The organism is Noviherbaspirillum soli, assembly GCF_015352955.1.
GTDB lineage: Bacteria > Pseudomonadota > Gammaproteobacteria > Burkholderiales > Burkholderiaceae_D > Noviherbaspirillum_A > Noviherbaspirillum_A soli.
This window is the reverse complement of sequence record NZ_JACYOX010000001.1, coordinates 140183-166761: the sequence shown is the minus strand read 5'-3', so window position 1 is coordinate 166761 and position 26579 is coordinate 140183. Positions and strand designations below refer to the sequence as shown.

Here is a 26579-nt window from a genome sequence, read left to right as displayed (position 1 = left end):
CGGCCTTTTCTCGCAACGGATCACAGGAGACTTTTCATGCAGCAGGCAAGCTACGTCCACGGCGCCCATGATGTGCCGTTGATCGGCGAAACAATCGGCGCCTTCCTGGACGGCGTGGCAGAGCGTCATGGCGACCAGCCGGCGCTGGTGGTGGCGCATCAGAACGTGCGCTGGACTTACCGGCAGTTCCACGAGCGCGTGAACCGGCTCGCCGCCGGTTTGCAAAGGCTCGGCCTGAACCCCGGCGACCGGATCGGCATCTGGTCGCAGAATTGCGCGGAATGGGTGCTGACCCAGTTCGCCACCGCCAAGGCCGGCCTGGTGATGGTCAACATCAACCCGGCTTATCGACGCTCCGAGCTGGAATACGTGCTGGACAAGGTGCAGTGCAGCGCGCTGATCCTTGCGCCCAGCTTCAAGAGCAGCGATTACATCGCGATGCTGCAGGACGTCGTGCCGGAAATTCATCACAGCGCGCCAGGCGCGCTGAAGTCGGCCCGGCTGCCGCACCTGCGCCATGTGATCCGGCTGGGCAGCGAGAACACGCCCGGCATGCTGAACTTCGACGCGGTGCTGGAATCGGCCAATGCCGCCGACCTGGAACAGATGGAGCGCATCGCCGCCACGCTGCAATTCGATGACGCCGTCAATATCCAGTTCACCTCCGGCACCACCGGCGCGCCCAAGGGCGCGACGCTGACCCATCACAACATCCTCAACAACGGCTTCTTCATTGGCGAAGCGATGCGCCTGACCGAGAAGGACAGGCTGTGCATCCCGGTGCCGCTGTACCACTGCTTCGGCATGGTGCTGGGCAACCTGGCCTGCGTGACGCATGGCGCGGCGATGATCTACCCCGGCGAGGGTTTCGACGCCAAGGCAGTGCTCGAGACCGTGCAGTCGGAAAAATGCACCGGCCTGCATGGCGTGCCGACCATGTTCATCGCCATTCTCGACCATCCCGACTTCGCAGGCTACGACCTCTCCGGCCTGCGCACCGGCATCATGGCCGGCTCGCCCTGCCCGATCCAGGTGATGACGCGGGTGATCGAGCAGATGCACATGAAGGAAATCACGATCGCCTACGGCATGACCGAGACTTCGCCGGTGAGCTTCCAGAGCTCGGTGGACGATCCGGTCGACCTGCGCGTCTCCACCGTGGGCCGGGTGCACCCGCACCTGGAAGTCAAGATCGTCGACGCCGAAGGCCGCATCGTGCCGCGCGGCGAAAAGGGCGAACTGCTGACCCGCGGTTATTCCGTGATGCTGGGCTACTGGGGCGATGAGGAAAAGACCCGCGAAGCCATCGATGCGGCGCGCTGGATGCATACCGGCGACCTGGCCGTAATCGATGACAACGGCTTCTGCAGCATCGTCGGCCGTTCGAAGGACATGGTGATCCGCGGCGGCGAGAACATCTATCCGCGCGAGGTCGAGGAATACCTGTACCGCCACCCGAAGGTGCTGGACGTCCAATGCGTGGGCGTGCCGGACCCGAAGTATGGCGAGGAACTATGCGCCTGCATCATCTTGCGGCCGGGCATGCAGGCCGATGCCGACGAGATCAGGGCCTTCTGCAATGGGCAGATCGCGCATTACAAGATCCCGAGATATGTGCGCTTCGTGGAAAGCTTCCCGATGACGGTGACCGGGAAGATACAGAAATTCATGCTGCGCAAGCAGGTGGCGACGGACCTGGGGCTGGCGGCGGACTAAGGCCGACGTTCCTGCGGTTTGGGCACGCATGCAGGGATGCATGCGTGCTTTTTTATGGCTACCGAGTCAACCATGACGAACGGCGCAAGGATGCTTTCTGACACGCTTGAAACGCGGTGCTATGACGCCGGCATTCGTCCTTGAATCTCTGGGGCGAAGGCTGCCCGATCGCAGCCTGCCAGGCGAAATACCTTGAAGAAGAATGAAACGACCGGTGGCCAGGAGCAGGCGCGGCGTCGCGCTGTCCTTGGGCCACCCGCGGTGCAATGCTGTCCCGCTACTGCACCGAAGGGGCCAAGGCAGGCAACTCCTGGCCAAACGGGCGGCAATGCCTGATCAGATTTCTTCCTCCGGCATCCGCTTCGCGCTCTCCTGCCGGTGACCCTGCACCTTGCCCTTGATCTTCTGCACCTGGCGCTCGAGCTTGTCGACCATCAGGTCGATCGCTGCATACAGGTTTTCCGCATAACTTTCGGCGTGGATCACATCGCCCTTGATGCGCAGGTTCGCTTCCGCGCGCTGGCGCTTTTCCTTCTCGGCAGGCGCTTCGACGCCAAGGATCACGGCCACGTCGATGACCTGATCAAAATGGCTTACGACCCGGTCCAGCTTGGTTTCCACATATTCCCGGATGGCGGGAGTCAAGTCGATGTGGTGTCCGGTAATCAATACATTCATGAAGTTCTCCTATTCCAATCTGGAGCAGGTAGGAGTTGAACGCCCAGGATAGGTTCATGCCTCCTGCCAGTTTGCTTGATGAAAGGCAAATCGCTTTCCGGAATGCACGATCCGCGATCAGGACCGGCAAACCGGTACCCTCACCATGGGCTGCAACGAATGCGCTGTCAAGTCAGGATTCAGCCTTGCCGCGGCGACTCGATGCGGCCGCCTATTCCTGCCTGCATCCAGGGCAGAGCAGGAGCAATGCGCCTGCTTGCCCGCAACAGCGCCATGCAGCCTGCCTTTGCCGCTTGCATCCGGCAATGCTGGTTGTACACTTACCGGCATACCTCGGAATGGGAGCCTTCGCGCAAAGGCTATGGACATCCAGCAACACGAGCGGCGTCGACTTGAAGTTCTGCTCTCGCTCGACGTGCTCGATACCGCCCCCGAAGAAGCCTTCGACCGTATTGCCGAATCCGCCGCCAGCCTGTGCGATACGCCCATCGCCGTCATCACCCTGCTGGATGAGCGTCGCCAGTGGTTCAAGTCGTCGGTTGGACTCGCATTGAAGCAGACGGAGAGGTCGATTGCCTTCTGCGATCAGACGATACGCGGCAGCCAGCCATTCATCGTCACCAATGCGGCAGACCACCCGCTGTTTGCGGGCAATCCACTGGTCACCGGTCCGCCCGGACTGCGCTTCTATGCGGGCTGTCCGCTGGTTTCCCGCAACGGCTATGCCTTGGGCGCGCTGGCCGTGATGGACACGGTGCCGCGCACGCTGGATGAAGTCCGCATCCGCATGCTGCGCATGCTGGCGGACCAGATCATGGCGCTGCTCGAACTGCGCCAGCGCAATCGCGAGCTGGAACGGACTGCCGCCGAATTGGGCCGGATGAACCAGGAAATCAGACAGTTCTCGGACCATCTGAAGCAGGCGCAGCGTATTGCCGGCGTAGGCAGCTGGGAAATGCGGCTCGGCACCGGCCGCCTGCACGGGTCCGAAGAGTTCCATTCCATCCTTGGACTGCGCGCGGAGGTGGACGGCACCGTGGCTGCCAGGGCATTGATGGCCAGGGTGCCCGAACCGGACCGCCGGCGCTTGCTGCGGCACCTGCACGCCATGGTGCGCCATCGCAAGCCCATGCAACTGGAACACCGGATCATCACCGCGCAGGGCGGCACGACCTACGTGATGCAGCGGGCGGAGCTGTGCGACGACAAGGAAGGCGCCACCATCGTGGGCACCATGCAGGACATCACGCAGCATCGGCTAAGCCAGGAAAGATTGAGGCTCTTCCATACCTGCATGTCGCGCGTCAATGAGGTGGTGATGATCACCGACGCCAGCCCGCTCGATGAGCCGGGACCGCGCGTGGTGTTCGTCAACGACGCATTCGAGCGCCTGACCGGCTACAGCGCGCAGGACATCATGGGCCGTTCCCCGCGCCTGCTGCAGGGCCCGGAGACCAGTCGCGCCGAGCTGGACCGTATCCGCGCAGCGCTGCAGCAAGGCGAGCCCGTGTACAGCGAAGTCATCAACTACGGGAAACAGCGCCAGCAGTACTGGCTGGCCCTGACCATCAGCCCCATTGCAGATGACAGCGGCCGCATCAGCCACTTCGTTTCCATCCAGCGCGACATCACCAGGAGCAAGCTCGCCGAACAGCAGATCGAGCAGCTCGCCTTCTATGATCCGCTGACGCGCCTGCCCAACCGGCGCCTGCTGCTGGACCGTTTGCGGCTTGCACTGAATGCCGTCAGGCGGAGCGGCCGCATAGGCGCGCTGCTGTTCATCGACCTCGATAACTTCAAGAGCCTCAATGACACGCTGGGACACGACAAGGGCGACCGGCTGCTGGAAGCAGTCGCACGCCGCCTGGAAGGCTGCGTGCGCAAGTCCAACACCGTGGCGCGCCTCGGCGGCGATGAGTTCGTGATCATGATCGAGGACATTGCCGGCGACGCGGTGACGGCCGGCGCCCATGCGGAACTGGTGGTGCGCAAGGTCCTGGCCGGTTTTACAACGCGCTTCGAACTCGATGGCATCGGTTATCACTGCACGCCCAGCGTGGGCGTGGCCCTGTTCGACCGGCGCGTCAGCGAAGTCGATGAATTGCTCAAGCAGGCAGACCTGGCGATGTACCATGCCAAGGCGATGGGCCGCAACACGGCCTGCTTCTTCGACCCCGACATGCAATCGGCAATCAATGCGCGGGTAGCGCTGGAGCGTGATCTGCGCGCGGCACTGCATCAGCATCAGTTCGAGCTGCATTACCAGCCGCAGGTCGACAGCGCAGGCCGCACCGTTGGCTATGAGGCGCTGATCCGTTGGCATCATCCGCGCCATGGCCTGGTCTTTCCGCAGGCCTTCATTCCGATGGCCGAAGAAACCGGGCTCATCAGGGGCATCGGCGGCTGGGTTTTGCAAAGCGCCTGCCGGCAGCTGGCCAACTGGTCGGCACGGCCGGACCATGCGCATCTGACGATTTCAGTCAATGTCAGCGCCGGCCAGTTCGGCCATCCGGAATTCATGCAGCAGGTGCTGGCCGCGATTGCGTCCGCGGGCGCCGATCCCTGCCTGCTCAAGCTCGAACTCACGGAGAGCGTGCTGGTGAAGAATCCGGATGACACCATCGCCAAGATGGCCGGCCTGAGAAACCATGGAATACGCTTCGCGCTGGATGATTTCGGCACCGGTTACTCATCGCTGTCCTATCTGAAGCGGCTGCCGCTGAACCAGATCAAGATCGACCAGTCCTTCGTCAGGGACGTGCTGGTGGACCCGAACGATGCCGCGATCGTGCGCACCATACTGGCGCTGGGCCGGATACTCGGGCTGGATGTGATCGCCGAAGGAGTCGAGGTCGAGGCGCAGCGCGACTTCCTCGCGCGTCATGGCTGCCATGGCTACCAGGGCTACCTGTTCGGCCACGCGCGCCGGGTGGCCTGACGCTGCCTGCATGAAAGGGGCTCATGCGATGAGCCCCGCCGCTCACGGCGTTTTCTACGCACCGCCGGTCGCATACCTCGCCACCGGCTCCTCCCCCGCCAGCGCCCGCAGCAAGTTGGTTGTCGCCAGTTCCGCCATCGCATGCCTGGTCTCGTGCGTGCCCGAGCCCACATGCGGCAGCGGCGTGACCTTGGGATGGCGGCGCAGCGGCGAGTCCAGCGGCAGCGGCTCGGTGGCGAACACGTCAAGGCCGGCCGCGCGCAGGTGGCCGCTGTCCAGCGCTGCGAGCAAGGCGTCCTCATCGACGATGGCGCCGCGCGCGCCGTTGATGAAGATCGCGCCTGGCTTCATGGTTGCGAACTGGCGCTCTCCCATCAGGCCGCGGGTTTCATTCGACAGCGGCAATGTCACCACCACGATATCGGACTGCGCCAGCACGGTCTCCAGCGGCGCATGCTGCGCGCGGCCCGCGAGCTCCGGCAGTTCATGCGGACGGCGCGCGTGGTACAGCACCGGCATGCCGAAGCCCAGCGCGCCCCGGCGCGCCACCGCCTGGCCGATGCGGCCGTAGCCCAGGATGCCCAGCGTCTTGCCATGCACGTCCCAGCCGAACAGGTCCGCGCCGATATTGCCCTTCCAGCCGCCCTCCCGCACCAGCTGCGCCAGGTCGACCAGGCGCCGGCTGGTCGCCATCACCAGCGCGAACAGCGTGTCGGCGGTGGTTTCGGTCAGCACGCCGGGCGTGTGGCACAGCACGATGCCGCGCTCATGCAATACGGGCAAAGCATAGTTGTCCACGCCGACCGAGATGCTGGAGATGACCTCCAGCCGCGGCGCGCGGGCGAGCATGGCCGCATCCACCGGGAAGACCGAGCCGATCATGCCCTGCGCATGCGGCAGCGCTTCCTCGAAGGCGGCACGCTGCGCCGCAATGCCGGGATCGGCCACCGTGACCTCATGCAGCGCGCTGATGCGCGCCAGCTGGTCCGGCGGCAATGCGCGAAATGCCAGCACCTGTTTTCGTTCCGTGTTCATGTCTCGTTCCCTGTCTGTGTCGTTGTGTGTTTATGCAGGCGTATCGTCTTTGGACGGATGGCGTCAGTCCTTCAGGCGCATCGCGGGCGTGATCTGGCGCGGATCGGTGCGCAGCTCCAGCAGCGCCGGCTTGCCGCTGGCGCGGGCGCGGGCGAAGGCGGACTCGAACGCGTCGGCCGTCTCCACCAATTCGCCGTAGGCGCCGAAGGCGTGCGCCATCGAGACGAAGTCGGGGTTGTGGATGCCGGTGGCGCTGATGCGCCCAGGGAAGCGTTTCTCCTGGTGCATCCGTATCGTGCCGTACATGCCGTTGTTGACCACGATGACGATGCACGGCGCGCCGTACTGCACTGCCGTTGCCAGCTCCTGCGGATACATCAGGAAGCAGCCGTCGCCGGCGAAGCAGACCACGTCGCGTTCCGGATGGCGCAGCTTGGCCGCGATCGCCGCCGGAAAGCCATAGCCCATCGCGCCGCAGGTGGGCGCCAGCTGGGTGCGGTTCTGGCGGTAGCGGTAGAAGCGGTGCAGCCAGACGCTGTAGTTGCCGGCGCCATTGGTCAGGATGGCTTCGTCGGGCAGCGACTGGTCCAGCATGTCGACCACGCGCCCCATGTCGACGCCCTGGTAGGACGGATCGACCGCCGGCACTTCGGTGAAGGCCAGGTAGTCGCTGCGGGCGGCGCTGGTCCATTCATTCCATGCAAGGTGCGCGGTCGGACGCAGCCGGCGCAGCATCGCGGCGGCGTTCGTCACGCCGGCATTGATCGCCAGCGCAGGCTGGTAGACCCGGCCCAGTTCATTGGCGTCGGCATGGATATGCACCAGGCGCTGCGCCGGCTGCGGCACGCTCAGGTGGTTGTAGCCGTCGGTGGTGATGTCGCCCAGCCGGGTGCCGACCGCCAGCACCAGGTCGGCCTGGCGCACCCGCTCGGCCAGGCGCGGATTGATGCCCAGGCTCATGTGGCCGGCGTACTGGCCGTTGCGGTTGTCCATGATGTCCTGGCGGCGGAATGCGCAGGCCACCGGCAGGTTCCAGGCGGCGGCGAATTCGGCCAGGTCGGCGGCGGCCTGGGCGCTCCAGTTCGAGCCGCCAACGATGACCAGCGGCCGCCTGGCCTTGGCCAGTTCGGCGGCCAGCGCGGCTTCGTCCTCGGCCGAGGCGGCAGCCGATACCGGCCGGTAAGCCGGCGCGTCGGCCACCGCGGCGCTGCCGTCCAGCACGTCTTCCGGCAGCGCCAGCACCACCGGGCCGGGACGGCCCGAGGTGGCGCACTGGAAGGCGCGGGCCACGAATTCCGGTATGCGGCGGATGTCGTCGATCTCGGCCACCCACTTCGCCAGCGGCCCGAACATCTGCACATAGTCGACTTCCTGGAAGGCTTCGCGGCCGCGGTGCTCGCGCGCCACCTGGCCGATGAACAGGATCATCGGCGTCGAGTCCTGGAAGGCGATGTGCACGCCGCAGCTGGCATGGGTGGCGCCGGGACCGCGCGTGACGAAGCAGATGCCGGGCCGGCCGGTCAGCTTGCCGTCGGCTTCGGCCATGTTGGATGCCGCGCCCTCATGCTTGCTGACGATGGTGTCGATTTCGGGCGTGTCATGCAGCGCGTTTAGCACGTCGAGATAGCTCTCGCCCGGCACGCAGAAAAGGCGGTCCACGCCGTGTATGCGCAGTGCGTCGACCAGGATGCGGCCGCCGCTGCGTTGCGCGTCCTGGGTGGCATTGCCGGAGTTCAGGGAAGATTCGCTGTTGTTCATGGGCCATCGCCTTCAAGTGAATTTGGGTTGCCGCGCCGGATGCGCGTGATGTTTTATCGACTGTGCCGAATTGTCATGGATGCAGGACCCGCAAGCGCGGGATTTTTCGCATTTCTGCCATGCATGGATTCGGGAGGTCGGGATCAATCGGCAAGCGACGCATCCGGCCAGCCGCCGACGGCGACGATCTGCGCCATTTCATGCCGCAGCGCCTGGGTGATGTCCCACAGATGCGGCACCGGCGGCCGGTTGCGGGCGCTGGCGATCACGACGTCGCGCACCACGTCCGGTTCCACCAGGCGCGCGGTGCGCAGCCGGCCCTGCGCAGTCTCTTCCGCCACGGCGGCCAGCGGCAACAGCGTGCAGCCATAGCCCTGTTCCACCAGGTGCCGGCTGACATTGGTCGAGGTGTCGCATTCCATCGCGATATCGAGCCGGATGCCCGCCTTCTGCGCCAGCGATTCGGCCAGCAGCCGCAGGCCATGATGGGTGCTCGGCAGGATCAGCGGCACTTCGGCCAGGTGCCGCACCGGGAAGTCGGCGCCGATGTGGGTGAAGGACGGCGGCGCCACCAGATGCAGCGGTTCGCGCAGCAGCCTGTCCACCTTCAGGGCGCCGGCATGCGATGGCAGATACAGCAGGGCGAGGTCGATTTCGCCGTCGGCCAGCCAGTTCAGCATGTGGCTGCCCAGGCCTTCCACGAAACGCAGGCGGGTGCGCGGGAAGCGCTGCCTGACCACCCGGCCGACGGCGGCGAAGCTCATGCGGGCAATCGTGGGCTGGGCCGCGATCACGACCTGCGACGGTCCCGCGTCGGAAAAGGCCTGCACCGCGTCGCGCGCTTCAACTATGCTGGCGGCGATGCGGCGGGCATGGGCCAGGAGCGCTTCGCCGGCTTCGGTCAGGGCCACGCCGCGGCCGTTGCGGTGCAGCAGCCGCACGCCGGTGGCGCTTTCCAGCCGCGCCATCTGGCGGCTCACCGTGGACTGGTCGCTGCCCAGCGCCACCGCGGCCCGTGAAAGACTGCCGCAGCCGGCCACTTCGATGAAGCACTGGAGATCGTCGGAATTCATTGCATTGAGCGGCAGGCCGGGCGGCAGGCACGGATGAGTTGGAAAAAAGTCGATGCGAATTTATCATGTAGCCTCTCACAGAACGAAATGCCCGACAACGCACGCGCTGGTGAGTATTGTTCAACAGCGAGCCAACAGCGCCGATTTCCGCCGGATCAACTCGCATCTGGCGCGCTTCTGACATAATCCCCCGCTTGTCGAGATACAAAGGAATAGCAAATGAACAAGCCCAACCCTGGCGGCGCGCCTTCCCGCCCGTCTTTTTTCAGCCGTGTGTCGCTCGCATTCGGCGCCTTTTTCAAGATTGTGGGCAATCCCGACTATGCCGGCCGGATCGACAAGCTGCCTGAGCACGACGTAGCGCCGCAGCCTGCTGCGCCTGCCGCACCGGCCGAGCCGAAGCCGGCGCTGCGCATCCTGAAGGAAGCCTCGCCCGACGCCGCATTGCAGCTGCTGGGCATGCTGCAGCGCGATGCGCGCCTGATCGATTTCGCCACCGAAGACCTGTCCGCCTATTCCGACGCCGATATCGGCGCCGCCGCCCGTGTGGTGCACGAGGGCTGCCGCAAGGTGCTGCGCGAGCATTTCATGATCGAGCCGGTATTGCGCGAGACCGAAGGCAGCCAGATCACCGTCAGTCCCGGCTTCGACGCCTCGGCGATCCGCCTGACCGGCAACGTGGTCGGCAGCGCGCCGTTCAATGGCGTGGTCGGCCATCGCGGCTGGCGCGCCACCGACGTGCATCTGCCGAAAGTGGCCGACGGCCACAACGTGCATGTGCTGGCGCCGGCGGAGGTGGAGCTGTGAACGACACCGCGAACGCGCCGCGCTACTGCATCGGCATCGACCTCGGCACCACCCATAGCGCGCTGGCCTATGTCGACAGCGCCGCTTCCGATGGCGAAAAGACCAGCCACGGCGTGCTGGCGCTGCCGCAGCTGACCGGGCCGGGCTCGGTCGAGTCATTGCCGCTGCTGCCCTCGTTCCTCTACCTGCCGCATGCGGACGAACTGCCGGCCGGCGCGCTGGCGCTGCCCTGGACCGACAGCCAGGCCTATGCGGTCGGCGAGTTCGCCCGCAGCCGCGGAGCGACCACGCCGATCCGCCTCGTGTCGTCGGCCAAGAGCTGGCTTTCGCATCCGGGCGTGGACCGGCGCGCCGGCATCCTGCCGGTGGATGCGCCGGCCGACCTGGCCAGGGTGTCGCCGGTGGAAGCGTCGATCCGCTATCTCGACCATCTGAAGCAGGCCTGGAACCATGCCCATCCCGACGCGCCGTTCGACGCGCAGGATGTGACGGTGACCATCCCGGCATCGTTCGACCCGGCCGCCCGCGAACTCACCGCCGAGGCGGCGCGCGCCGCCGGCTACGAACACCTGACCCTGCTGGAAGAGCCCCAGGCGGCGCTCTACAGTTGGATACAGGGCAGCGGCGGCAACTGGCGCAAGGAAGTGCGCACCGGCGACATCATCCTGGTGGTCGACGTCGGCGGCGGCACCAGCGACTTTTCGCTGATCGCGGTGCTGGAGCGCGACGGCAACCTGGAACTGCACCGGGTGGCGGTGGGCGACCACATCCTGCTCGGCGGCGACAACATGGACCTGACCCTGGCCTATGGCGTGGCCCGCAAGCTGGCCGCCGCCGGCACCCAGCTCGACCCGTGGCAGATGCGCTCGCTGACCCACGCCTGCCGCGCCGCCAAGGAAAGCCTGCTGTCCGACCCATCGCTGGCATCGCTGCCGGTGGTGGTGCCCAGCCGCGGCGCCAAGCTGATCGGCGGCTCGATCCGCACCGAACTCACGCGCGAGGAAGTCGCGGCCACCATCCTGGAAGGCTTCTTCCCGCAGGTGGACGCGTCGGCCCGCCCGGCCTCGCGCACCCGCGCCGGCCTGACCCAGATCGGCCTGCCCTTTGCCCAGGATGCGGCGATCACCCGCCACCTGGCCGCCTTCCTCGGCCGCCAGCAGGGCGCGACCGCGGAACTGGCCGGCTTCGCCCCCCAGCATCCGGGCGCAAGCTTTCTGCACCCCACCGCAGTGCTGTTCAACGGCGGCATCTTCAAGTCCGAGCTGCTGGCCCAGCGCACGCTGGACACGGTAAACAGCTGGCTGGCCGCGGAAAACGCGCCGGCGGCGCGGCTGCTGGCCGGCGCCGACCTCGACCTCGCCGTGGCGCGCGGCGCCGCCTACTACGGCCATGTGCGGCGCGGACGCGGCGTGCGCATCCGTGGCGGCACGGCTGCGGCCTACTATGTGGCGGTGGAATCGGCGATGCCGGCCATTCCCGGCATGGAGCCGCCGATCCAGGCGCTGTGCGTGGCGCCGTTCGGCATGGAGGAAGGCAGCGAGGCCGCGGTGCTGGACCAGGAATTCGGCCTGGTGGTCGGCGAGCCTGTGCATTTCCGCTTCTTCGGCTCCACGGTGCGCAGGCAGGACCAGATCGGCGCCCTGCTCGACTACTGGCAGCCGGACGAGCTGCAGGAACTCGACGAGATCCAGGCCACGCTGCCAGCCGACGGCCGCCAGCCCGGCCAGGTGGTTGAGGTGCGGCTGCAGGCACGCGTCAGCGAGACCGGCACGCTGGAACTGGCTGCCGTGCCGCGCGACGGCAGCGCCCGCTGGAATGTCGAATTCGACGTCCGCGGCGCCCGTCCGGACTAGGCATGGCGAAACAGGCGCCTGAACGCGGCGCCGGGAGGCGGGGCGGCGGCGAGCCGCGCCAGCGCGCCCCGGCGAGCGCCTATATCGTCGGCATCGATCTCGGCACCACCAACACCGTCGTCGCCTACGCCGCCCCCGGCGACGACGCGGTACGGCTGTTCGCCATCGAGCAGCTGGTGGCGCCGGGCGAGGTGCGGGCCGAGCCGCTGCTGCCTTCGCTGCGCTACCATCCGGCCGCCGGCGAGTTTGCGCCGGGCGCGCTGCGCCTGCCCTGGAGCCAGGCCGACGAGCCGGAGGTGATCGGCCAGCTTGCGCGCCGGCTCGGCGCCCAGGTGCCGGGGCGGCTGGTGTCGTCCGCCAAGAGCTGGCTGTCGCATGCGGCGGTGGATCGCACTGCGCCCATCCTGCCTTGGGGCGCGCCCGACGACGTGGCGAAGATATCGCCGCTGGACGCCAGCGCGAGCTACCTGGCGCATGTCAGGAGCGCCTGGAATGCGCATTTCCCGCAGCATCCGCTGGAACGCCAGGACGTGGTGCTGACCATCCCGGCTTCCTTCGACGAAGGCGCCCGGGCGCTGACGGTGCAGGCGGCGCGCCTGGCCGGCCTGCCGCGGCTGCACCTGGTGGAGGAACCGCAGGCGGCGCTGCATGACTGGCTGCACCGGCACCGCGACCGGCTGGCCGAAGACCTGGCGCAGAGCCGCCTGATCCTGGTGGCCGACGTCGGCGGCGGCACCACCGATTTCAGCCTGATCCGGGTGGCGATGGACAACGGCCAGCCGGTGCTGGACCGCATCGGCGTCGGCCAGCACCTGATGCTGGGCGGCGACAACATGGACCTGGTGCTGGCCCATCTGGCGGAGTCGCGGCTGCATCCGCCGCAGCCGGGCAGCGCGCCGCAGAAGCTGTCGGCCAGCCGCATGTCGCAGCTGATGGAGCGCTGCCGCGCGGCCAAGGAACAGCTGCTCGCGGCGGACGCACCGGAGCAGGCGCCGGTCACGCTGCTGGGCGGCGGCAGCCGCCTGGTGGGCGCGGCGCGTTCGGTGGAACTGGGCCGGGAGGAAGTGCGGCAACTGCTGGTGGACGGCTTTTTCCCGCGCGTGGCGGCGGATGAAAACAGCCGGGCGCGGCGCGGCGGCCTGGTGGAATTCGGCTTGCCCTATGCCAGCGATGCAGCCATCACCCGCCACCTGGCCGGCTTTCTGCAGCAGCATGCGGCCGATGCGCGGCATGCCCTGGGCCTGGAAGCGGACGATCAAAACACTCCGGCGATGCCCGACACGCTGCTGCTCAACGGCGGCGTGTTCCGCGCCGCGGCGCTGTCGGAGCGGCTGATCGACGTGCTGCAGGCATGGCGCGGCGCGCCATTGACCCTGCTTCACAACGACGACCCCGATGTGGCCGTCGCGCGCGGCGCGGTGGCCCACGGACTGGCGCGGCGCGGCCAGGCGCAGAAGATCGGCGGCGGCGCCGCCCGCAGTTATTTCCTGGCACTGGAAGGCAGCCAGCAGGGTGGCGAGCCGGCCGTCTGCATCCTGCCGCGCGGCAGCCAGCCTGGCGCGGAACTGCTGCTGGAGGAACGGATTTTTGGCCTGCGCCTGGGCCAGCCGGTGCGTTTTCACCTTGCCGCGTCCACGGGTGCGGCCACCGCCGGCGAACTGGTCGACCTGTCGGCCATCGACGCGCAGCGCCTGCCGCCGCTGGCAGCGGTGCTGCCGGCAGACCAGGGCCGCGGGAAGCAGGAGATGGAAGTGCGGCTGGCCAGCATGCTGACGGAACTGGGCACGCTGCAGGTGGCTTGCGTGGCCGCGCATGATCCGGCGCGGCGCTGGGAGCTGGAGTTTCAGCTGCGCGGCGTGGAAGCGGGGCCGGAGTCAGGCGAAGCCAGGCTGCCGCCCGGATTTGCGGACGCGGTGCAGAGAATCGAGCGCGTCTTCATCCAGCGCGGCCAGAACCTGCCGCCCAAGGAGATCCGGCAACTGCGCCTGCAGCTGGAAAAGCTCCTCGGCAGCCGCGAACGCTGGGACCTGCCGCTGCTGCGCAAGCTCTACGACGTGCTATGGAAAGGCGTGCGCGGCAGGCGCCGCTCGGCCGACCATGAACGGCTGTGGCTCAACCTCGCCGGCTACTGCATGCGTCCCGGCATCGGCTATCCGCTCGACGACTGGCGCATCGAGCAACTGTGGACCATTTTCCCGGAAGGCGCGCAGCACCGCGCCGACAGCCAGGTATGCGCCGAGTGGTGGACGCTGTGGCGGCGCGTGGCGGCCGGGCTGCCGGCCGAGGCGCAGCTGCGGCTGCTGGAGGATTTTGCCTTCAACGTGCAGGCGGATGAACGGGAGCGCAAGCGCCGTCCGCCGACGCTGACGCCGGGCGGGCTGGACGACATGCTGCGGCTGGCGGCGTCGCTGGAACGCATTCCCGGCGCCTACAAGGTCGAGATTGGCGACTGGCTGCTGGAACAGTTGCAGGCGCAACCCGACCAGCGCCTGATGCTGTGGGCCCTGGGCCGGGTCGGCGCCCGGGTGCCGGTGCATGGCAGCGCGCATGAAGTCGCGCCGGTGGAAGCGGCATCGGCCTGGCTGGAATGGCTGCTCACGCTGGACTGGCGCCGCATCGAGCCGGCCGCATTCGCCGCGGCCCACATTGCCCGCCTGACGGGCGACCGCAGCCGCGACCTGCCGGACACGCTGCGCCAGCGGGTCGCCGAGCGCCTGCGCATGGCACAGGCGGCACCGGCCTGGAGCGCGATGGTGCTGGAAGTGGTGGAACTCGAAGAAGCCGACGAACGCCGGATGCTGGGCGACACCCTGCCGCCAGGGCTGAAGCTGCTGCAGTGAGAATGTCTTGGGCAACCGCCCGGCCGGCGGGTTTTCAGCCTTTGAGCACAGCCCAGGCCAGGCAGGCCCAGGCGGCCAGCCAGGCCAGTCCGCCCAGCGGCGTGATGGCGCCCAGCCAGCGTATGCCCGACAGGCTGAGCAGATAAAGGCTGCCGGAAAACACCACGGTGCCAGCGATGAACAGATAGCCGGCGCTGCTGGCCAGGCTGCCGGGCCAGCGGCTGATTGCCCAGGCGGTGGCGATCAGCGCGAACGCGTGGTACATCTGGTAGCGCACGCCGACTTCGAACACGGCCATCATGTCGGCATCCAGCCGCTGCTTCAGGCCATGCGCGCCGAATGCGCCGGCGGCCACGCCGATGAATGCCGATACGGCGCCGCACACAAAAAAGAATTTTTCCATCCGGGCATTATAAGAGCGTCGGGAGAAATGTTCCTGGCTGGGCGGGCAGGACAGCGCAGCCAGGCCAGGAACATGCTGCCAGTACCGCCAGGACCAACCGGCTCGGCAGACGCAACGTGATGGCTTGCTGCGAACGCCTCCCGGCAGGCGGGCCCTTGCGCTGGCCGGGTCGCCGCTGAACAAATCGGCCGCGGCGCACTCTGACCAGCATGGCGTATTGCAGCGCCGGATGACGAGGAGGAAGCGGATGACCCAAGACGCAGGCAATGAGGCCTGGTACACCCTGTCGGGCGATGTGAACGATTCCATGGTGCGGCGCGTCTTCGATGCGCTGGCCCAGATGGCGCAGGATGGGGTGACCACCGCGCATCTGCTGGTGCATTCCCACGGCGGCTATATCAGCGACGGCATCTGTCTCTATAACGTGCTGTCGGCATCGCCGGTGCGCTTCATCACGTACAACGCCGGCGTGGTGGCGTCGATTGCCGTGACGCTGTTCCTGGCCGGCGAGCGGCGTTATGCATCGGAAACGGCCCGCTTCATGATCCACAAGTCGCATGCATCGCCGCATTCGGGCATCGCTGCCGACGAACTTGCCGTGGTGGTGGAGGGCTTGCGCGCCGATGACAGCCGCACCGAATCGGTAATGCGCCGGTTTCTCAAGCTCACCCCGGCCCAGCTCCAGGTCCACGCCCATACCGATCTGCACCTCACCGCCCGCGATGCGCTCGCCGCCGGCCTGGTCGATGAAATCCGCGACTTCAGCCCGCGCCCCGGCGCGAGGCTGTGCAATATCTGAAGCCGGGCCTCAGCAGTTCAAGCAAACATCACAGGCACAAAAGGAAAGAGGCGGATGCGCCCGCATCCGCCTCTTTCCTCATTTCCAGCCTTCCCTACTTCTGGTTCTTGTGGCTTTGCCGGCCAGCCTCGGCATGCTGCTCGCTGCTGCCGCCACGGGTCGAGCCGCCGCCCTCGTTGCCGGCGGCGGCGCTTCCTTGGTTGCCGCTGTTCTTGCGGCTGTTCTTGTGGCTCATGCTGCCGGCACGGCGCGCCTCTTCCGAAGTGAATTCATGCGCATTGCCGCTGCGGTGCGCTGCCCGTCCGCCTTCGCTGGCGATGGCCCGCTGCTGGTTCGGGTCCATCGATGCAAAGCCGCGCATGCTGGTGCGGTCGCCCTGCTTGCCACCCTGATTGCCCTGCTTGGAGTCTTGCTTGTTGGAAGCCATGATGTTCCTTTCTGGAAGAGTCAACGAAAGTCAGATGCACTGCCCGCTTCACTGGCTATATCGACAGTGACGGCATCGGCACTGGCTCATCCTAATGAACGGCCGTGTATCGCTGTATAGGACGAAGGATGACTCTCTTGTCAGAAATGCATACCCAACTGTCGACCTTGCGCCGTGCATGGATTCGGGGAAACCACGGCTCACCATGCACATTTCGCGCGGTGGCAGCGCGGCGAAAACAGCCAAAGCTTGTCCGAACAGTCCTCGCACGCCGGTTGATTGAACTCCGCCTGCTGCCAATTTCTAATCCGCATGCGCAGCGATCATCGCCTTGCGCCCCTTTTCCATTAGGAGCACACATGAAAAGCAAACTCATCACCACGCTGTTGACTGCCCTGCTGGCTGCAGGAACCGCCCATGCCCAGCAAGGCGGCCACGATACCCATTCATCCGGCCACGCCAGCGAGGCGCCTGGCAAGGGCCTGGTGGATGGCGCGGCGACGACGGAAAAACGCGGCCCGAAAGGCACCAGCCGGCATGACAGCACACCTTCGGTCAGCCGTCAGCACAGCGCCTCCGGCACGCCTGGCGCGACCAACGGCAGCGACCGCATGTCCGGCGCATCCGGCACCTCCAGTTCCGGCGCCACCGGTGTCGGCCAGGGCGCGGCCGGCATGGAAAGCGGGAATAGCCGCCAGCTGGGCATCGGCAACAAATCCTCGGGCACGGCCGGTTCGGCCGGCGGCAGCGGCGCTTCCAGTGCGGCAGGTTCGGGCGGCATGGGCGGCGGCCCCACCGGCGGGACGATGCGCTGATTGGGCTTGCGGTAACGGGAGGGTATTCCGGTCAGGCCGCACAGCCTGCGCCGGGTATGCCCTGCCGGCACCCGTGAAAACCGCTCACCGTGCCCCGCTGAAGATACGCATCGTGTCTGGCAGACTTGCCACGGCCCTCTCTTGATGGCGGGTGGTTGTGGTGGGTTAGATTGCTGCTGGCGGTTTTGTGCTTCTATGTTTTTAGAAGGTTTCCTTCGATAGTTGCATTTTTAATGTTGATGCACATGGCGGCTACACGGCGACCGAGCTTTGCCCGCTATGTCAACCATCGCACAGACACAGTGTTCCCCATGCGCCAGAATCGATGCCTTGACCAGAAAGACGAATGATGAACGGGCATGCGGGAAGGATGGCAGTAATCGTGCATGGCGGCGCTGGGGCGCCCAGCCTTTATGCGGATGGTTGCGTGCGCGCCGCCCACGCCGCCATGGCGGCAATGCGTAGCGGCGATGCAATGGACGGCGCCATCGCCGCCGTGGTGACGATGGAGGACGACGGCCGCTTCAACGCCGGCAGCGGCTCGGTGCTGGGCCTCGATGGCGCGACGGTCGAAATGGACGCGGCGGTGATGGATACCCGCGGCCGCCTGGGGGCAGTGGCCTGCCTGCGGGGAATCAGGAACCCGGTGCGGGTAGCGCGTTCGGTGGCGGAAACACCGCACTGGCTGCTGGCCGGTGAAGGCGCGCACCATTTCGCGGCGCGGGTCGGCCTGCAGCAGCCGCATGTGATCAGCGGGCATGCGCGCCAGCGTTATCAGGAACTGAAGGAACGCATGGCCACTGGCAGCCCTGCCCTGCCCGGCGTCGACAGCCAGGCATTCAGCAAATACTGGAACTACCCGACGCCCCAGGGCGGGGACACCGTGGGCGCAGTCGCGCGCGATGCCCAGGGCCACTTCGCCGTTGCCGGCTCCACCGGCGGCACCGCACCGGCATTGCTTGGGCGGGTCGGCGACACGCCCATCATCGGCAGCGGCTTCTACGCCGGGCCGCACGGCGCGGTGGCGGCCACCGGCATCGGCGAACAGATCGTGCGGCACCTGCTGGCCCATACCGTCTACAGCTGGATCGCCGAAGGCATGCCGCTGAAAAAGGCGCTGAGCCGTGCCATCGATTTCTTTCCGGAAGAAGTCGACATCGGCCTGATCGCCGTGAGCCGCACCGAAGCCGGCAGCAAGAGCAACCGCGACATGCCGATCGATTACCTCGAACATGAGTAATGCCCACGCCGCTGCCTGCGCCAGCGCCAGGACCCGATGAATCTGACCGAACTGCGCTTCCTGCGCGGCCCGAACCGTTACGCCCGGCAGCCTTGCCTAATGGCCGTGATCGACCACGACGATGGCGCTCCCGCGGCGCCTCTCCCGCCGGCGGCCGCATCGCTGCTGGCAATGCTTGCCGGGCACGCGCTGGCGCGGCACGCTACCGCCGTCCACCTGGCTGGCGCCCTTGCGCAGTCCCTGCAGCGTGCGGCCGGATGCACGACCGGCTTCTGGACCGTACGCCGGGAGCATGGCTTGCCGCACCGCTATCGGCTTGCATTGGGCTATCAGATCGAAGCGCTTGCCGAAAGCGCGCTGGAACAGTCGATGCAACTTACAGCAATGCTGCTGCAAGGCCAGGCGGTCGATGCCGAAGCGGCATTGGCCAGCCTGCGCCTGCTTGCGCAACAGCATGCGCCAGGACCCGGCGCGGCGGCCATCGCGAGGGCGGCACTGGCGCGGCGGATCCCGTTGCAGCCGCTCTCGGGGCCGGAACCGCTTTGCCGGCTTGGCTGGGGAAACAGGCAGCAGCGGCTTCATGCGGCCGACGCCACCGAGCTCGACCGCATGGCCGCAGAACCGGCAAGGCAGGCAGCCGGCGCCCTGCTTGGCACGCTGTTTGCACCTGGCAGCGACGGCCGCATTCCCGTCATTGCCATTGCCGGCACCAATGGCAAGACCACCACCACGCGCATGATCGGGCATGCGTTCACGCTCGCCGGGCTGCGCGCGGGCATTGCCACTACCGAAGGCATATACATCGGCGGCCAGCAGGTCGACGAGGGCGACTGCACCGGTTACTGGTCGGCGCGCATGGTGCTGGAAGCCGCGCGAGCCGAGGTCGCGGTGCTGGAAACGGCGCGCGGCGGGCTGCTCAAGCGCGGCCTCGGTTTCGATCGCTGTGATGTGGCCGTGATGCTCAATGTCAGCGCCGATCATCTCGGCATGGACGGCGTGCACAGCGTGGCCGAGCTGGCGGAAGTGAAATCGGTGGTGGCCCGTGCGGCGCGCCGGGCGGCCGTGCTGAACGCGGAGGATGCGCACTGCGTGGCGATGCGTGCCCGGCTGGGACGCGGCGTCGAGGCGATCTACTTTTCGATGGATCATGCGGCGCCCGTGCTGCTGCGCCATCTGGCGCGGGGTGGCCGCGGCGTGTATCTGAAAGACGGCCGCATGATGCTGGCCAGCCACGGGCAGCACCGTTCACTGATCGAGGTCACGGCCATGCCTGCCGCGCTCGGCGGCCATGCGATGCATAACGTCGCCAATGCCATGGCGGCCACGGCGGCGCTCATCGGCGCCGGGCGTGCGCCGGAACTGGCGGTGGCAGCGCTGTCAAGCTTCGTCTCGGACGCGACCGGCAATCCGCTGCGCGCCAACCTGTTCGAGGCGGGCGGCATCGCCATCCTGGTCGACTACGCCCACAACAGCGCGGCCTGTGCCAGCCTCGTGACGATGGCGCGCTCGCTGTGCAGCGGAAGGCTGCGGGCCGTGATCACCGTGCCGGGCGACCGCCGCGATTGCGACCTGGCCGACATCGGCCGCATCTGCGGCGCGGGTTTCGATGAATTGCTGGTCTACGAAGCCGAGCCACGCGGACGGCCGCGGGGCGAGACCGCGAGCCGCCTGCTGGCCGGGGCACGGCAAGCGGGTGCCGGCTGGAGCGACGCCGAACCGGATGTCAGGCAGGCACTTGCGCGGATGCTGGCCCGTTGCCAGGCGGGCGACATGCTGGTGTTTACCTGCGGCGGGTCATTGGATGACCTGGTTGCGGTGCTGCGTCCGCTTTATCCGGAGGCTGCGCAAACCGTTGCAGGGCAAGTGAAATAGGCTGCGCCCGCAAGGGCGCAGCCTATTGCCAACCAGGCGCAACGCGGCAGAGTGATCAGACGCTCGCCTGCTCGCCCTGCGTCCAAAGCGCCATTGTGCTATCCATGGTTTCGATATGAAGCAGGAACCAGCCGGGCATCAGCGCGACCACTTCCCGCCCCGGTGCGAGGTCCCCCGCCATGACCTGACGGGCCACATGGTGCAGTCCGCCCAGCACCCTGGCATGCTGTTCGCGATGGCTGGGCAGGCCGGAGAAGTTGCTGGCTTCCATCAGGTCTTCTTCCTCGCGGAAGTCCTTCTCCACCTGGGCGACGAACCGCGCATAGCTTTCCGGGAATTCGGCATCGGCCATGTCGGCGAGCCTGGCCAGTTCGTTGAGCAGGTCGCGGTGGGCGGTATCCACCGCCGGCAGCCCCAGGGTCAGGCGTGGCGCCCAATGGCCTTTGCTGGAAGTCGCCGCAGTCATCGGAACACCATCACTGGCAAGGTGCTGTGCGCCAGCACTTTCTGGGTTTCGCTACCCACGAACAGCCGGTTGACGCCCTTGCGGCCATGGGAAGCCATGAAGATCGCGTCACACCCAAGTTCGTCGGCCAGGCGCACGATTTCCTCGTAAGGACTGAACGACAGCGCCACCCGGGTATCACACGGCACGCCCGCGTCGCGGGCCGCTTCGGCCACCTCATCCACATGACGGCGCGCCTGGTCCTGCATCTGCTTTTCGTACCGTGTCTGGTCGGGCAGAAAGGCGGACTCGGACAGGGCGGAATACGGAAACGGTTCCGCCACCGACACCGTGGTGATGCGGGCACCGGCCTCCTTGGCGAAACCGACGGCCGCCTGCACAGCCTTGGCAGACAGCGGCGAGCCGTCCGTAGGCACCAGCAGATGTTTGAACATGGCACTCTCCTCTGGTCATTTCAGGTTGTCATTAAAGCCAGCCCATGCTAGAACCCCGCCTGACGCTTTCCCTTGCGCTACATCAAAAACCGCCGAGTGCTGTTTGCCACGCCGCGACGATGCAATAATGCGCTCCAGGCTGATGCAACACAGCAATCCCGACATTGTTGGTCATGCCAAGCGCAAGTTGTGCTGGCCTGGCCGGAGATCCTTTTACCTTGAAGACACAGATCGACAGATTGCCGCGCCTGGCAATCGCCTTGCCCGTGCTGTGCGCCGTGCTCGTTGCGCTGACATGGATCACTGTCAGCGCCAAGGCCGTGCGTGAGCGCAGCCTGGCCGAAGCTGGGGCGACCCAACATGCGCAAGCGCTCGCGCGTTCCTATGCCGAGCAATTGCAGCGCACCGTCAGCGAAATCAACCAGATCACGTTGACGCTGAAGTACTACTGGGAAAACACAGGCCAGCGTCCCTCGCTGGAAGACCAGGCCAGCCATGGCTTGTATCCGCCCTCCTCCCGGCTCTACGTGGTCGTGTTCGACCGTAACGGCCGCACCCTGTCGAGCACCATGCCCAATCCTTCTCGGCAAAGCGTGGCCGACCGGGAATACTTCAAAGCCCATCAGGGCAGTGCCGAGACAGGCCTGTTCATCAGCCAGCCCTATATCAGCCGCTCGTTCGGGCGTCCGGTGATTGCCTTCAGCCGGGTGCTGCGCGACCGCAGCGGCGACTTCGATGGTGTCATTCTGGTAGCGGTCGAACCCACCGTCCTGCTGTCCTTCTTTGGCCAGTCCAGCATGAGCGGCCAGGATCTCATCGCGCTGCACCGCACCGACGGCGCCCTCGTCGCCGCCAGGACAAGCGACAGCGCGCCGGCAGGCAACGCGCTGTTGGCTTCTGCGCCGAGGCCGCAAGGCGAGTCCGGGGTGCAGCCTGTCAATGGCAGCCAGTTCACCGATGGCGCGGCGCGCATCCTGGCATGGCAGCGGCTTGCGGATTACCCGCTGGTGGCGACCGCCGGCCTTGCCACCAGCAAGATCTACATCGCTGCCGAGGAAGCCGCGCGGACCGACCGGCGCTATGCGACGACGCTGACCATGGTGCTGATCGTCGCGGGCTTCGCAGGCGCCCTGGCTTGCCTGCGCGCCGCCGCCCATGCGCAGCGCGAGGCGCGCATCAAGGACACCTACCGGCTGGCGACCGACGGCGCCCGCGAGGGCTTCTTCATGGTGCGCAGCCAGACCAATGGCCAGGGCAAGATCATCGACTTCCAGGTCGAGGACTGCAACGAGCGCGGCGCGGCCTTTGTCGGCTATGCGCGCGCCGGATTGATGGGCAAGTCCTTCAGCGACCTATACCGTGGCGCTGCGCTGAACAAAGTCATGCGCATCTTCCGCCATGCGATGGATAACGATTTCCACGAGGATGAATTCCAGCTCAGCGCCGTCGGGCGCGACCGGCCATTGTGGCTGCACCGCAGGCTGGTCCGGTCCGGGGATGCGCTGGCAATGACGGTGCGCGACATCTCCGACGTGCGCGCGCATGCCGAGCAGCTGGCCCGCATGGCCAATGAGGATGCGCTGACCACGCTGCACAACCGGCACTGGCTGATGCAGACCATGCCGCAGATGCTGGCAAGGGCACAGGCCAGCGGCGGCATGCTGGCCCTGCTGTTCTTCGACCTCGATGACTTCAAGAACATCAACAATACCCTGGGCCATGCGGCCGGCGACCAGCTGCTGCGCATGACGGCGCTGCGGCTGCGCGGCGCGCTGCGTCCCGGCGACCATGGCGTGCGCCTGGGCGGCGACGAATTCACTGTGATACTGGAGCAGATCGGCAGCGCCGAACAGGCCGAAGCCATCACCGCGCGGGTGGTGGAGGCGCTGGCGACGCCTTTCGTGCTCGCCGATGGCAGCCGGCACGCGGTGCATGCGTCGATCGGCATCAGCATGTATCCCGCCGACGGCGAGGACGCCGAGACGCTGATCAAGCATGCCGACATTGCGATGTATGACGTCAAGGCCAGCGGCAAGGGGCAGTTCCGGTTTTATCATGCGGACCTGTCCGCCAGCCTGGTGCAACGGCTGGCCTTGGAGCAGGCGCTGCGCGATGCGATCGAGGGCGACCAGTTCGTGGTGCATTACCAGCCGCGCGTCGACACTTTCACCGGCGCGCTGCGCAGCATGGAAGCGCTGGTGCGCTGGGCGCATCCGCAGCGCGGCATGGTGCCGCCGCTGGAGTTCATCCCGGTGGCCGAGTCCATGGGGCTGATCCTGACGCTGGGCGAGCAGGTGGCCGACAAGGTGTGCGCCCAACTGGGCGCATGGCAACGGCGGGGTCTGCCGCCGGTGCCGGTGTCGATCAATGTCTCGGCCCAGCAGTTCAACCAGGGCGACGTGGCGGCGATGCTGGCCGACTGCATGGCACGGCACCGGATCGAAGCGGCGCTGCTGGAAGTGGAGCTGACCGAGTCCTGCATGCTGGCCACCGACCGCCCGGTGGCGGAGCAGCTGGCCGCGATCAAGGCGCTGGGCGTGCGGCTGCTGGTGGATGATTTCGGCACCGGCTATTCATCGCTGTCGCAACTGCAGCAGCTCGACCTCGACGTGCTCAAGGTCGACCGCGCATTCACATCGCAGCTGAGTGCCGGCGCGCAGGGCATTGCCTTTTTCCGCGCCATCGTGTCGATGGCCCATGTGCTCGACATGAGCGTGGTGGCCGAGGGCGTGGAAACCGAGGAGGAGCTGCGCCTGCTGCGCGAGCTTGCCTGTGACGAGGTGCAAGGCTATTACATTTCCCGGCCATTGCCGCCGGAGGCGATGGAGGCACTGATGCGCGGCGCCTTCACGCAGGCAGGCATCCATCCCGTCGCGGACGGCGCCTGATAGCAATCCCGATCATGACCTGCCAGATGAAACGGATGGATTTTTGCGCATGGCAAGGCCGATGAGGGACCAATAGCCCAGCTATTGAAGACGATCCCAACGCAGCCAGGCGGAAAAAAGCCGGCGTTTCATGGCAGGTTATGGCTTGGGGTTGGTATTAGTCGACCTTGGCCCCGGATGCCTTGACCACTGCCGCATACTTCTTCAGCTCGGCCTGGATCAGCGCCGCAAACTGCTCGGGCGACGTGGGCGACGGTTCGGCGCCCAGCTTGGCCATGCGCTCCCGCACGTCGGCCGACTGCAGCGCCTTGCGGATCTCCGCATTGAGGCGCTCCACCACCGGCGCCGGCGTGCCGGCCGGCGCCAGCACGCCGAACCAGGTATTGATATCGAAGCCGCCCAGGCCTTCCGCCTTGCCGGCTTCCGAAATCGTCGGCAGATCCGGCACCGCCTCGGCACGCCTTGCCGTGGTGACCGCGAGTGCCTTGAGCTTGCCGGCGCGGATATTCTGGCTGGCCGATGCCAGGTTGTCGAACATCAGGTCGGTCTGGCCGGCGAGCAGGCCCAGCTGGGCAGGCGCCGCGCCGGCATAAGGGATGTGCACCATGCTGACCTTGGCCATGGACTTGAGCAGTTCGCCGGCCAGATGCCCTGCGCTGCCGTTGCCGCCGGACGCGAAGTTGAGCTGGCCCGGATGGGCGCGGGCATATTTCACCAGGTCAGTCACGGAAGCGATGCCGTGGCGGCTGGCGATGTCCGGGTTCATCACCAGCACATTGGGCACGCTGGCCACCAGCGACACGGGCGCGAAGTCGCGCACCGGGTCATAGGGCATCTTGGCGAACAGCGTCGGATTGATGGCATGGGTTGCCACCGCGCCCATCACGATGGTGTAGCCATCAGGCGCCGACTTGGCCACGATGTCGGCGCCAAGGTTTCCGCCGGCGCCGGGCTTGTTGTCGACGATGACCTGCTGGCCCATGCCCTCGCGCATTTTCTCGGCAATCATCCTGGCGATCGCATCGAGCGGACCGCCGGCCGGATACGGCACGACGAAACGGATCATCTTTGAGGGATAGGCTTGCGCCAGCGCGGCGGGCGCGGCGGCAAGCAGCAGGGAGGCGGCAATGCCGCGCAACAGGGATCGACGCAGGTTCATGGTGGCCATCGTGTTGTCAAATGGGCGCCATTGTAATGCCGGGCGATACCGAACGGAAAGCCTGCCGCGCCGCCATCAGGCGCAGCATCACTCGCCCAGAAGCTCCGCCACCGACTGCAGGCCTTCGATATGCTCGGCGATCACCTTCATCACCACGATGATGGGCACGCCCAGCAGCAGTCCCCAGATGCCCCACAGCCAGCCCCAGAACAGCAGGCCGATGAAGACCGCGGCCGGATTCATCTTGGCGATGCGCCCCGTCATCCAGGTGGTGACGAAGGTGCCTACCACGGTCGCCACGCCGAGCGAGATGCCGGCCACCAGGAAGGCGGTGGAGGCCGTGCCGAACTGCAGGAAGGCGGTGACCCCGGTCGCAATCGTAATCAGCAGCGGCCCGAAATAGGGAACCAGATGCAGGAAGCCGGCGGCCGCAGCCCAGGCGCCGGCATTTTCCAGTCCTATCCAGTGCAGCGCGATCCACATCATGGCCGCCAGCAGCAAATTGGTCACCAGCAGCATGAACATGTAGTTCTGGATCGAGGTGTTGATGTCGTCGAGTATCTGTACCGTGATCTTTTTCTGGCTCAGGGTCGGCCCGGTGAGCTTGACCAGCTTGCGCTTGAAGGTGTCGCCGGACAGCAGCAGGAAGAACACCAGGAACAGCACCATGGTGGTTTGCCCGACCAGGCCAACCGCGCCCAGCGAGCCGGCCCAGACCCAGTCGCCTATGCGCAGCTTGGGGGACTCCGGCACCACGACCGTGCGCGCCGGCGGCCTGCTGCCTGCCGCCTGGCTGGTGGCCTTCTCTATTTCGGCGGCGGCTTCCTGCATCTGCTGGATCGCCGACTTCTTGCCCTGCTGGGCATGCGCCACTGCGCTGGAAATCTTGTGCGCGGCCTCCGGAAGGCCGTCGATGATGGACTGGAACTGGGTGCGCAGGGTGTTGGCCGCGACTGCCGCGCCCAGCGTCAGCACCAGCATCACCAGGGTGGTGCCGACCACGCGCGGCAGGCGCATGCGCTGCAGCCAGAGGACCACCGGATTGAGGGTATAGGAAATGAAGATGCTGAACATTACCGGGATCAGGAATTTCTGCGACCACTGCAATGCATACAGAAAGGCCACGCCGGCGATGATGCATAGGGCCACGCCGCGGGCATCGACCGCCACCCGCGGATTGACCGTCAGCGCAGGCTCGGCGCCGGGGCGCTCGACCGGAACGATATCGGGTTCGGGGTTGCGGGTTGCGCTTGGCGCCTGCGGTGCAGCTTCGAAAGGTTTGTTCATTGTCGTTTCTTGCGCTGGCGCAAACGCATCATGCAAGGGCCGGCATACCGCCGCGCGCCGTGCGGCGGCCGGTATCGCCGGCTCCTCCCTG

20 protein-coding genes are annotated in these 26579 nt (G+C 66.6%); 10 read left to right on the top strand and 10 right to left on the bottom strand.

The features are described from left to right. Positions 1-36 precede the first annotated feature (36 nt). A complete protein-coding gene (locus tag IGW04_RS00750) occupies positions 37-1716 on the top strand; it encodes an AMP-binding protein (RefSeq protein ID WP_194711102.1) in 1680 nt (559 codons plus the stop codon). 336 nt (positions 1717-2052) lie between these two features. Here the strand turns inward: IGW04_RS00750 and hpf are convergent, their stop codons facing one another. Beyond that, positions 2053-2394: a ribosome hibernation-promoting factor, HPF/YfiA family gene (gene hpf, locus IGW04_RS00745; RefSeq protein ID WP_194711101.1), complete on the bottom strand. Its 342-nt coding sequence runs from the start codon at positions 2392-2394 to the stop codon at positions 2053-2055. 361 nt (positions 2395-2755) lie between these two features. Here hpf and IGW04_RS00740 point away from each other — a divergent pair, with 361 nt between their 5' ends. Continuing rightward, a complete protein-coding gene (locus IGW04_RS00740; protein WP_194711100.1) occupies positions 2756-5332 on the top strand; it encodes a sensor domain-containing phosphodiesterase in 2577 nt (858 codons plus the stop codon). Between the two features lie 54 nt (positions 5333-5386). Here IGW04_RS00740 and IGW04_RS00735 read toward each other — a convergent pair whose 3' ends face one another. The 3 genes from IGW04_RS00735 to IGW04_RS00725 form a co-directional block, all read right to left on the bottom strand. Further along, positions 5387-6367 carry a 2-hydroxyacid dehydrogenase gene (locus tag IGW04_RS00735; protein ID WP_194711099.1) on the bottom strand — a complete coding sequence of 327 codons (981 nt, stop codon included), beginning with the start codon at positions 6365-6367 and terminating at the stop codon, positions 5387-5389. A gap of 63 nt (positions 6368-6430) precedes the next feature. Beyond that, entirely contained in the window at positions 6431-8125 is a 1695-nt protein-coding gene (locus tag IGW04_RS00730) for a thiamine pyrophosphate-binding protein (RefSeq protein WP_194711098.1), read from the bottom strand. Between the two features lie 143 nt (positions 8126-8268). Then, complete coding sequence (locus IGW04_RS00725) at positions 8269-9198, bottom strand: LysR family transcriptional regulator (protein ID WP_194711097.1); 930 nt, start codon at positions 9196-9198, stop codon at positions 8269-8271. A 219-nt stretch (positions 9199-9417) separates the two neighbouring features. Between IGW04_RS00725 and IGW04_RS00720 the strand changes: the two genes are divergently transcribed. Genes IGW04_RS00720 through IGW04_RS00710 form a run of 3 tightly spaced genes read left to right on the top strand, consistent with a single transcriptional unit; the run spans position 9418 to position 14698 of the window. Continuing rightward, positions 9418-10005, top strand: coding sequence for a DUF2760 domain-containing protein (locus tag IGW04_RS00720; protein ID WP_194711096.1), 588 nt, complete (start codon positions 9418-9420; stop codon positions 10003-10005). Further along, the gene (locus tag IGW04_RS00715) at positions 10002-11858 is read left to right on the top strand and encodes an Hsp70 family protein (protein ID WP_194711095.1); all 1857 of its coding nucleotides are present in this window, start codon (positions 10002-10004) and stop codon (positions 11856-11858) included. The genes IGW04_RS00720 and IGW04_RS00715 overlap by 4 nt, the downstream gene beginning before the upstream one ends. A 2-nt stretch (positions 11859-11860) precedes the next feature. Then, a complete protein-coding gene (locus IGW04_RS00710; RefSeq protein WP_194711094.1) occupies positions 11861-14698 on the top strand; it encodes an Hsp70 family protein in 2838 nt (945 codons plus the stop codon). A gap of 34 nt (positions 14699-14732) precedes the next feature. Here the strand turns inward: IGW04_RS00710 and IGW04_RS00705 are convergent, their stop codons facing one another. Beyond that, positions 14733-15101: a DUF423 domain-containing protein gene (locus tag IGW04_RS00705; protein WP_194711093.1), complete on the bottom strand. Its 369-nt coding sequence runs from the start codon at positions 15099-15101 to the stop codon at positions 14733-14735. 247 nt (positions 15102-15348) lie between these two features. Between IGW04_RS00705 and IGW04_RS00700 the strand changes: the two genes are divergently transcribed. After that, on the top strand, positions 15349-15900 hold the full coding sequence (locus tag IGW04_RS00700; RefSeq protein ID WP_194711092.1) for an ATP-dependent Clp protease proteolytic subunit: 552 nt from the start codon (positions 15349-15351) through the stop codon (positions 15898-15900). Between the two features lie 94 nt (positions 15901-15994). On the opposite strand, the gene IGW04_RS00695 is transcribed toward IGW04_RS00700, so the two are convergent. Then, positions 15995-16327 (bottom strand): KGG domain-containing protein, encoded by a 333-nt coding sequence (locus IGW04_RS00695; protein ID WP_194711091.1) that lies wholly within the window; start codon positions 16325-16327, stop codon positions 15995-15997. Between the two features lie 359 nt (positions 16328-16686). Between IGW04_RS00695 and IGW04_RS00690 the strand changes: the two genes are divergently transcribed. From IGW04_RS00690 to IGW04_RS00680, 3 genes are all read left to right on the top strand, one after another. Next, on the top strand, positions 16687-17142 hold the full coding sequence (locus IGW04_RS00690) for a hypothetical protein (RefSeq protein ID WP_194711090.1): 456 nt from the start codon (positions 16687-16689) through the stop codon (positions 17140-17142). A 370-nt stretch (positions 17143-17512) separates the two neighbouring features. After that, positions 17513-18382: an isoaspartyl peptidase/L-asparaginase gene (locus tag IGW04_RS00685; protein WP_228526724.1), complete on the top strand. Its 870-nt coding sequence runs from the start codon at positions 17513-17515 to the stop codon at positions 18380-18382. Between the two features lie 36 nt (positions 18383-18418). Next, positions 18419-20254, top strand: a complete 1836-nt coding sequence (locus tag IGW04_RS00680; RefSeq protein ID WP_194711089.1) for a Mur ligase family protein — start codon at positions 18419-18421, stop codon at positions 20252-20254. A gap of 55 nt (positions 20255-20309) precedes the next feature. On the opposite strand, the gene IGW04_RS00675 is transcribed toward IGW04_RS00680, so the two are convergent. Then, entirely contained in the window at positions 20310-20720 is a 411-nt protein-coding gene (locus tag IGW04_RS00675; protein WP_194711088.1) for a bacteriohemerythrin, read from the bottom strand. Further along, positions 20717-21154, bottom strand: a complete 438-nt coding sequence (locus tag IGW04_RS00670) for a universal stress protein (RefSeq protein ID WP_194711087.1) — start codon at positions 21152-21154, stop codon at positions 20717-20719. The genes IGW04_RS00675 and IGW04_RS00670 overlap by 4 nt, the downstream gene beginning before the upstream one ends. Positions 21155-21372: 218 nt before the next feature. Between IGW04_RS00670 and IGW04_RS00665 the strand changes: the two genes are divergently transcribed. Next, positions 21373-24042 carry a bifunctional diguanylate cyclase/phosphodiesterase gene (locus IGW04_RS00665; RefSeq protein ID WP_194711086.1) on the top strand — a complete coding sequence of 890 codons (2670 nt, stop codon included), beginning with the start codon at positions 21373-21375 and terminating at the stop codon, positions 24040-24042. A gap of 157 nt (positions 24043-24199) precedes the next feature. Here IGW04_RS00665 and IGW04_RS00660 read toward each other — a convergent pair whose 3' ends face one another. After that, complete coding sequence (locus tag IGW04_RS00660; RefSeq protein ID WP_194711085.1) at positions 24200-25201, bottom strand: tripartite tricarboxylate transporter substrate binding protein; 1002 nt, start codon at positions 25199-25201, stop codon at positions 24200-24202. Positions 25202-25288: 87 nt separating this feature from the next. Beyond that, positions 25289-26488, bottom strand: a complete 1200-nt coding sequence (locus tag IGW04_RS00655; RefSeq protein ID WP_194711084.1) for an AI-2E family transporter — start codon at positions 26486-26488, stop codon at positions 25289-25291. Positions 26489-26579: the final 91 nt, after the last annotated feature.